Origin of the sequence: Mucilaginibacter psychrotolerans, from assembly GCF_004519315.1 — a bacterium.
GTDB lineage: Bacteria > Bacteroidota > Bacteroidia > Sphingobacteriales > Sphingobacteriaceae > Mucilaginibacter > Mucilaginibacter psychrotolerans.
Window position 1 is genome coordinate 1 of sequence record NZ_SOZE01000097.1, and the last position, 458, is coordinate 458.

The window sequence follows — 458 nt, forward strand, 5'->3', positions numbered from 1 at the left end:
GCTATCACCCGGCTATCATGCAGGTCTGTCTTGTTCTTCTTTTGCTTATCTGTAGCCGGTATATCTGCCGCATGGATCATGATATTGTTTACTCCGGATCCACAAAGCTGTTCATGAATGCCCGTTCCGCAAAATCCTGCTTCATAAGCCGAATAATAGGTTCCGCCGGGGAAATTCTTTTTTAAATAGCGGGCCAGTGCATCCACTCCGGGCGGCTGGGTGAAATGAGCAATCTGAATACCCTTGCTGCGAATGGTAACAGCCCATGATTTCTTGTGGACATCCAAGCCCACATAAAACTTCTGACCCTTAAAGTCAATCGAATTTTGCAAATTTGTCTTTAGCATAGTACAGTTTTTTAAATAGTGAAACGTTCCAGTTATCACTCTAAATTAAAATTTCGGCGCTGCTTACGCAGATGTCCGCACATGCTGTACTATGCTTTTATTACATCATTA

1 pseudogene is annotated in these 458 nt (G+C 43.0%); it reads right to left on the minus strand.

Annotated elements, in window-relative coordinates:
- A pseudogene (locus tag E2R66_RS28195) lies at positions 1–347 on the minus strand (IS110 family transposase); the annotation flags it as partial.
- Between the last annotated feature and the right edge of the window lie 111 nt (positions 348–458).